This window comes from Hyphomicrobiales bacterium (assembly GCA_030688605.1).
GTDB lineage: Bacteria > Pseudomonadota > Alphaproteobacteria > Rhizobiales > NORP267 > JAUYJB01.
Genome location: JAUYJB010000099.1, coordinates 1 through 7,044, shown reverse-complemented (window position 1 = coordinate 7,044; position 7,044 = coordinate 1). Strand labels below are relative to the sequence as shown.

Here is a 7,044-nt window from a genome sequence, read left to right as displayed (position 1 = left end):
CCGTGGCCTCTCGCCCCTCTGGCCTTCGTGCGAAGCGTCATCGATAGCCAAGTCGAACCTGCCTCAATCGCCTCTTCTCGAAACCGGCACCGTCGATCGCATTTCGTGCTGTCGTCCGCTAGCGAACAAGAATAAATTAGGCTGTGTCAGAGAAAACTGGCTTGAGGCGGTGGGGCGGTTTTCGTAGCGTCTGGGGATGACAAATCCATTCCGCTATTTCAAGACTTCGCCTGAGATCATCCGCCTCGCGGTCAGGATGTATGTCCGCTTTCCCCCTGTCGTTGCGGCAGGTCGAAGATCTGCTCCATGAACGCGGCATCGACATCGGCCATGAAACGATACGGGCCTGGTGGAACCGGTTCGGACCGACGTTTGCGGCCGAGATCAAAAAGAAGCGGTCAGCGTCGATGCGGCGCATGCCGCAATGGCGCGAGCTGCCCAAAGATTTTCCGCCACGCTCCACCGTGTACAACTACTTCTGGGAATGGTCGCGCTACGGCGTTTTGGATCGCATGCATCATGCGCTGCTCGTGCGCTGCCGCGAGGCCGAAGGCAGAGAGGCGAGCCTGTCGGCCGCCATCATTGTGGATCAGCACGAAAACGTGACCCCCACGCCAATCGCACCTAAGCCATTGAACATCTGAGGAAAGCGACGACAGCAGAGGGGTCCCGATCGGCGCCGACGGGGACCCCGTGTCTCTCACCAATGTTGCCGTAATTTCAATGGCTTTACCTGAAAGCTGGGCGGGGTCCCGATTCGGCGCTGTTTCACACGCTGAGTTCCTCTCTGGCGGCGACGGTGGACCATCGCCCAAACCTTCGCTCAAAAACGATTTGCATCTGGAGGTGCCGTTCGAGATCAAGCGCCGCGGCGTCGAAACCAAGCTCGTCCTCGCTCACGGGAAGGAAACCAAACTGGACGAGACGCTGGTCATGCTGATCGCCAAAGCACACCGCTGGATGCATCAACTCGCCGAAGCCAGTGATCTCTCCATCACCGCGTTGGCAGAGGGCAATGCCGAGGACCGCAACGAGATCAGCCGTGTTCTGCCGCTCGCCTTCCTCGCGCCGGATATCGTTGAAGCCATTCTCGCCGGAACTCATCCTGTCGATCTGACGGCCACGCGGCTTGAGCGGATGAGCCACCTGCCCTTTTCATGGTCTGCCCAGCGCGACCTGCTCGGCTTCAGCAATTCGACCCGTTAGCGTCCAGAAGCCTCCTTCTGAACCGGCCAACGTCTGGAGACCGAAAAGGGCCCACAGAGACGAACGGCCAATTTGCCCGAAAGCGGCGCCGAACCCGCGTCTCAGGACCAGACGATCCGGTGGAAATTCGCGCTAACCTACGGAAATTACGTATCCTTTCCACGAGCGTCCCGGAGACGCCCGGAAACGGGAGACTGGGTGGTGGGCCCGGCAGGACTCGAACCTGCAACCAGACCGTTATGAGCGGTCGGCTCTAACCAGTTGAGCTACGGGCCCCAAGATCAGGCGTTTTCCCGCCCTATAGCACAGAATGCGGCGCGGTCATTTGCATATAGGATCGATTTGTCGGGTCGGAACGGATGAATCCCCCTGCCCCATTGCCGCCGGATTGCAATGCGAGCAGAATTCCTCTGCAGCTCTTGGCCAACCCGGCCGAGCCCAGCCAATCGAGGTCCGTCATGTCCGTTTCAGCGACGCGCGGGAGGATCCTGGCCGCTTGCGCGGCGGCGTTCCTTGCCGGCGCCCCGATCGCCGCCAGCGCCGACGAGGAGCGCCCGGCGACCATGGCGCTGACCGGAACCGGCGAGGTCCAGGCCAAGCCCGACATGGCGGTCATCAGCTCCGGCGTCGTCAGCGAGGCGAAGACGGCGCGCGAGGCGCTCGACGCCAACAACGCCGCCATGGGCGAAGTCATCGCCGCCATGAAGCTGGCCGGCGTCGCCGACAAGGACCTGCAGACCTCGGGCTTTTCCGTCGAGCCGCAATATGTCTATCCGCCGCAGCAGCACGATGGCCGCCGCGACCCGCCGCGCATCGTCGGCTACAGGGTGTCGAACCGGCTCAGCGTCAAGGTTCGCGATCTTGGCAAGCTCGGCGGCCTGCTCGACCTGTCGGTCAGCCTCGGCGCCAATCAGGTGAGCGGCGTCGCCTTCGGCATCACCGAGGAAGCGCCGTTGAGGGACGAGGCGCGCAAGGCCGCGATGGCCGACGCCCTGCGCAAGGCCGAGCTCTATGCCGAGGCCGCCGACGTCAGCCTCGAGCGCATCCTCTCGATCAGCGAGTCCGGCGGGGCCCGGCCGCCTCAACCCCTCGTCGCCCGGGCCTTGACGATGGAAGCCGCCGACGCGGTGCCGGTCGAGGCCGGCGAGCTGACCCTTGCCGTCGAGGTCCATGTGACCTGGGAGATCGAGTAGGCACGCGCGGACCCCGCGGACGGCCTACCGGGGACCCCGCAATTCACAAGCCGGCAACAACCGCAACGCAAAAGTCGCATCCGCCGTCCGGCGCCGCTATAGTCTCCGGCCTCAAGGCAGGTGCGATGCGATTCTCACCCCAGTTTCTCGACGAGATCAGGGCGCGGGTGCCCATATCCGACGTGGTCGGCCGCGCGGTCACCTGGGACCGGCGCAAGAGCACGCCGGCCAAGGGCGACTATTGGGCCTGCTGCCCGTTCCACAGCGAGAAGACCCCCTCCTTCCATGCCGACAACCGCAGGGGCATCTACCATTGCTTCGGCTGCCAGGCGTCGGGCGACATTTTCAGATTTCTGATCGAGAAGGAGGGCCTTTCATTTCCTGAGACCGTCGAGCGGCTCGCGGCGGAGGCCGGGCTCGATCTGCCGAAGCCGGATGCCCGCGCGGGCGAGCGCGAGGATGCGCGCAAGAACCTCTATGAGGTGGTCGAACTGGCGGCGAAATTCTTCGAGGAGAAGCTGCAGGCGCGCGAGGGAGCGCACGCGCGCGGCTACCTTTCCGACCGCGGGCTTGAGCCCAAGACCCTTACCCGCTTCCGCATCGGCCATGCGCCTTCCGGCCGCTATGCCCTGAAGGAGCATCTGGGCGCCAAGGGCGTCCCGGTCGAGGCGATGATCGCAGCGGGCTTGCTCGTCTCGGGCGAGGACATCCCCGTCCCCTTCGACCGCTTCCGCGACCGCGTCATGTTCCCGATCCTCGACGCCCGCGGGCGCGCGGTCGGCTTCGGCGCCCGCGCCCTTTCCCCGGACGCGCAGGCGAAATATCTCAACTCGCCGGAGACCGACCTCTTTCACAAGGGCGCCCTGCTCTACAATCTGGCCCAGGCCCGCGCCGGCGCCCACAAGGCCGGCGCCATCGTCGCGGTCGAGGGCTATATGGACGTCATCGCGCTTGCCCAGGCCGGCATCGAGAATGTGGTGGCCCCGCTCGGCACGGCGCTGACGCCCGAGCAGATCGCGCTGCTTTGGCGGCTTGCCGACGAGCCGGTCTTGTGTTTCGACGGCGATGCGCCGGGCCTCAAGGCCGCCTACCGCGCCGCCGACACCGCCCTTGCCCTGCTCTCCCCCGGCAAGAGCCTCGCCTTCGCGCTGATGCCCGATGGCCAGGACCCCGACGACGTGGTCGGCTCGCAGGGCCGCGGCGGCTTCGAGGCGCTTGTCGCCGTAGCCCTGCCGCTGATCGACATGATCTGGCAGCGCGAGACGGAAGCCGCCGACTTCTCGACCCCGGAAAGGCGCGCAGCCTTCGAGCGGCGACTGCGCGAGATCGTGCGCATGATCGGCGATGACAGCGTGCGGCGGCATTATGGCGAGGCGATCGCCGGCCGCCTTGCCGCGCTGTGGCAGCCGCGCCCGGCCGGAACGCGCGGGGCCCCGCGCCCCGCGAACGCCAGGGGGCGCCCAAATCTCGGCCCCAGCCGCGCCTTGCGGGCAAGCCCGCTGTTGCGCGGCGGGGCGCAGCCGCTCGTCCCGCGCGAGGCGCTTCTGGTGGCGACCATCGTCAACCATCCGGAGCTGCTGGAAGAGGAGGCCGAGACCTTCGCGAGGCTCGATCTTTCGAGCCCGGAGCTTGACAGGCTTCGCCGCGAAATCCTAGACATCGCGGCGCACGAGGCGGTGGCGGACGCTGCCGCGCTCGACGCGCAACTCCGCCGAGCGGGCTTCGCGGCGCTCATCGACCGGCTCGGCGAAATCGCCCGGCGCGGACGCCATTTTTTCGCGGCGGCGCACGCCAGCGCCGGCGACACGCTGACCGGCTGGCGCCACACGGCGGCCTTGCACCGCAAGTCGTCTACGCTACATAAGGAGCTGAGAGCAGCCGAGCGCGCGCTTGCCGAGGAAGGCAGCGAAGAGAGCCTGGTCCGGCTCAAGGACATCCAGGCGCAGATCGAGGGCCTGGAGGGCCGCGAGGCTCTGATCGAGGGGTTTGGAGAATAGATGCGGCGTCGGCTTGAAGAAGGGGGCGGCCGATCGCGGTTAATGCACATTTAACACAGGTGCGTGTAACAGGTTCATTTGCGGGCTGGTTGCGCTGTCGGCCGGCCCTTTCGTGCACGGCGGCATGGTGAGGTCGACCCTCGTGCGCCGGGGCGCGCAGGCCGTTGGCGCGGCGCAGCGGATATCTAAGCGGGGACACTCGATGGCGACAGAAGCGCGTCAGGCAACCAAGGAACAGGAAACTCCAACCGAGAGCCACGACAGGCCGGTTCTCGACCTGTCGGATGCCGCCGTCAAGCAGATGATCAAGCTGGCGAAGAAGCGCGGCTATGTCACCTACGACCAGCTCAACGACGTGCTGCCGTCAGAGGAGGTGACGTCGGAGCAGATCGAAGACACAATGGCGATGTTGAGCGACATGGGAATCAATGTGATCGAGACCGAGGACGCGGAGGACGCGGAAGCTTCGAACGCGGCCGAAGACGGCGCGGGCGAGGAGGAGTCCGATTCGCTCGGCGAGGTCGCGCCTGCCGCCGCCACGGTGGTTGCCAAGACCGAGAAGGCGAGCGAGCCAGCCGAGCGCACCGACGATCCGGTGCGCATGTATCTGCGCGAGATGGGCTCGGTCGAGCTTCTGTCGCGCGAGGGCGAGATCGCCATCGCCAAGCGCATCGAGGCCGGCCGCGAGGCGATGATCGCCGGCCTGTGCGAGAGCCCGCTGACTTTCCAGGCGATCATCATCTGGCGCGACGAGCTCGCCGACGGCAAGATCCTTCTGCGCGACATCATCGATCTCGAGGCGACCTATGCCGGCCCCGAGGCCAAGCAGCCGATGGTCACCCACGAGGAGCCGGAAGAGGAGGAAGACGAAGAGGCCGAGGAGGGCGAGGAGGGCGAGGACGACGACGACGAGGACGAGGACGATGTCGAGAACGCCCTGTCGCTGGCGGCGATGGAGGCGGAGCTCAAGCCGCAGGTCGTCGAGACCTTCAACCGCATCGCGTCTGACTATAAGAAGCTGCGCCGGCTGCAGGACCAGAATGTCGAGAACCGGCTGCGCAACCGCCTTCTGACCCCCTCCCAGGAGCGCCGCCACAAGAAGCTCAAGGAAGAGGTCATCGTCGACGTCAAGAGCCTGTCCTTGAACAATGCCCGCATCGAGGCGCTTGTCGACCAGCTTTACGACATCAACCGCCGCCTGATCGGCCTTGAGGGCCGGCTGATGCGGCTTGCCGACTCGTACGGCGTCGAGCGCGAGGATTTCCTCAAGGAATATCAGGGCAACGAGCTCGACCCCAACTGGATTCGCCGCGTCGGCCGCCTGTCGCGCAAGGGCTGGAAGGAGTTCGTCGCCGCCGAGCGCGACAAGGTCAAGGCAATCCGCAAGGACATCCAGGACCTGGCGACCGAGACCGGGCTGGAGATCACCGAGTTCCGCCGCATCGTCCGCATGGTCCAGAAGGGCGAGCGCGAGGCGCGCATCGCCAAAAAGGAGATGGTCGAGGCCAACCTGCGCCTGGTGATCTCGATCGCCAAGAAATACACCAATCGCGGGCTGCAGTTCCTCGACCTGATCCAGGAGGGCAATATCGGCCTGATGAAGGCGGTCGACAAGTTCGAGTACCGCCGCGGCTACAAGTTCTCCACCTACGCCACCTGGTGGATCCGGCAGGCGATCACCCGCTCGATCGCCGATCAGGCGCGCACCATCCGCATCCCCGTGCACATGATCGAGACCATCAACAAGATCGTGCGCACCTCGCGCCAGATTCTGCACGAGATTGGCCGCGAGCCGACGCCGGAGGAGCTGGCCGAAAAGCTCGCCATGCCGCTCGAGAAGGTGCGCAAGGTGCTGAAGATCGCCAAGGAGCCGATCTCGCTCGAGACCCCCATCGGCGACGAGGAGGACAGCCACCTCGGCGACTTCATCGAGGACAAGAACGCGATCCTGCCGATCGACGCGGCGATTCAGTCGAACCTGCGCGAGACGACGACCCGCGTGCTCGCCTCGCTGACCCCGCGCGAGGAGCGCGTCCTGCGCATGCGCTTCGGCATCGGCATGAACACCGACCACACCTTAGAAGAGGTCGGCCAGCAGTTTAGCGTCACCCGCGAGCGCATCCGCCAGATCGAGGCCAAGGCGCTGAGGAAGCTGAAGCATCCGAGTAGGTCAAGGAAGCTGCGGAGTTTCCTGGATAACTAGGAAGCCCCGTCCCCAGGCTTAGAATTGTTCGGTCGCGGCAATTCGAATTCGCCCAGTCACGTCCTGCACACCAGGCATATTCCAGACATCATCTTCCAACATGAACCTAAAACTGTTCGTGTGCGGGTCGTGCACGGATCGCAATCTGACAATTTCCAATGGAATAATCGCCGCACGAACGATTTCGAGATTCTTGGCGAAAAGTACGGCAGCAAGCGTGTCGAATGGGTTCTGTTTCAGGTTGCGGATCGAACCAAGTTGCGGCGATCCACGTCCAATGATGCGGCGCGCTTTAATCTGAATCCGGGTGCCGGTCTTATCGGTTGCGTCGTATCCGGCATTGGAATTTTTCTCGGCACGTATCCAATCGAAGGCTTCACAAAATAAGAGCTCTGCGTATTCTCCAATCGGCGCGTTGGCGCTTCGAATGATGCCGCGCGCCTTC

At 64.7% G+C, this 7,044-nt stretch carries 5 protein-coding genes, 1 tRNA gene and 1 pseudogene; 5 read left to right on the top strand and 2 right to left on the bottom strand.

The window, feature by feature from the left end; translation table 11 throughout:
• Positions 1–422 precede the first annotated feature (422 nt).
• A pseudogene (locus tag Q8P46_10815) lies at positions 423–584 on the top strand (transposase).
• A 109-nt stretch (positions 585–693) separates the two neighbouring features.
• Positions 694–1,206, top strand: coding sequence for a hypothetical protein (locus Q8P46_10810; GenBank protein MDP2620647.1), 513 nt, complete (start codon positions 694–696; stop codon positions 1,204–1,206).
• A 199-nt stretch (positions 1,207–1,405) separates the two neighbouring features.
• Here Q8P46_10810 and Q8P46_10805 read toward each other — a convergent pair.
• Positions 1,406–1,482, bottom strand: a tRNA-Ile gene (locus tag Q8P46_10805).
• A 182-nt stretch (positions 1,483–1,664) separates the two neighbouring features.
• On the opposite strand from Q8P46_10805, the gene Q8P46_10800 reads away from it, so the two are divergent.
• From Q8P46_10800 to rpoD, 3 genes are all read left to right on the top strand, one after another.
• Positions 1,665–2,399 (top strand): SIMPL domain-containing protein, encoded by a 735-nt coding sequence (locus Q8P46_10800; protein ID MDP2620646.1) that lies wholly within the window; start codon positions 1,665–1,667, stop codon positions 2,397–2,399.
• A gap of 125 nt (positions 2,400–2,524) precedes the next feature.
• The gene (gene dnaG / locus Q8P46_10795; GenBank protein MDP2620645.1) at positions 2,525–4,396 is read left to right on the top strand and encodes a DNA primase; all 1,872 of its coding nucleotides are present in this window, start codon (positions 2,525–2,527) and stop codon (positions 4,394–4,396) included.
• 202 nt (positions 4,397–4,598) lie between these two features.
• Positions 4,599–6,599, top strand: coding sequence for an RNA polymerase sigma factor RpoD (gene rpoD / locus Q8P46_10790; protein ID MDP2620644.1), 2,001 nt, complete (start codon positions 4,599–4,601; stop codon positions 6,597–6,599).
• A gap of 18 nt (positions 6,600–6,617) precedes the next feature.
• On the opposite strand, the gene Q8P46_10785 is transcribed toward rpoD, so the two are convergent.
• Positions 6,618–7,044 (bottom strand): hypothetical protein (locus tag Q8P46_10785; GenBank protein ID MDP2620643.1); only part of this gene is annotated, 427 nt, incomplete at its 5' end.

Coding starts and splice junctions, on each gene's coding strand:
- Q8P46_10800 (MDP2620646.1), top strand. CDS start 1,665: ATGTCCGTTTCAGCGACGCGCGGGAGGATCCTGGCCGCTTGCGCGGCG.
- dnaG (MDP2620645.1), top strand. CDS start 2,525: ATGCGATTCTCACCCCAGTTTCTCGACGAGATCAGGGCGCGGGTGCCC.
- rpoD (MDP2620644.1), top strand. CDS start 4,599: ATGGCGACAGAAGCGCGTCAGGCAACCAAGGAACAGGAAACTCCAACC.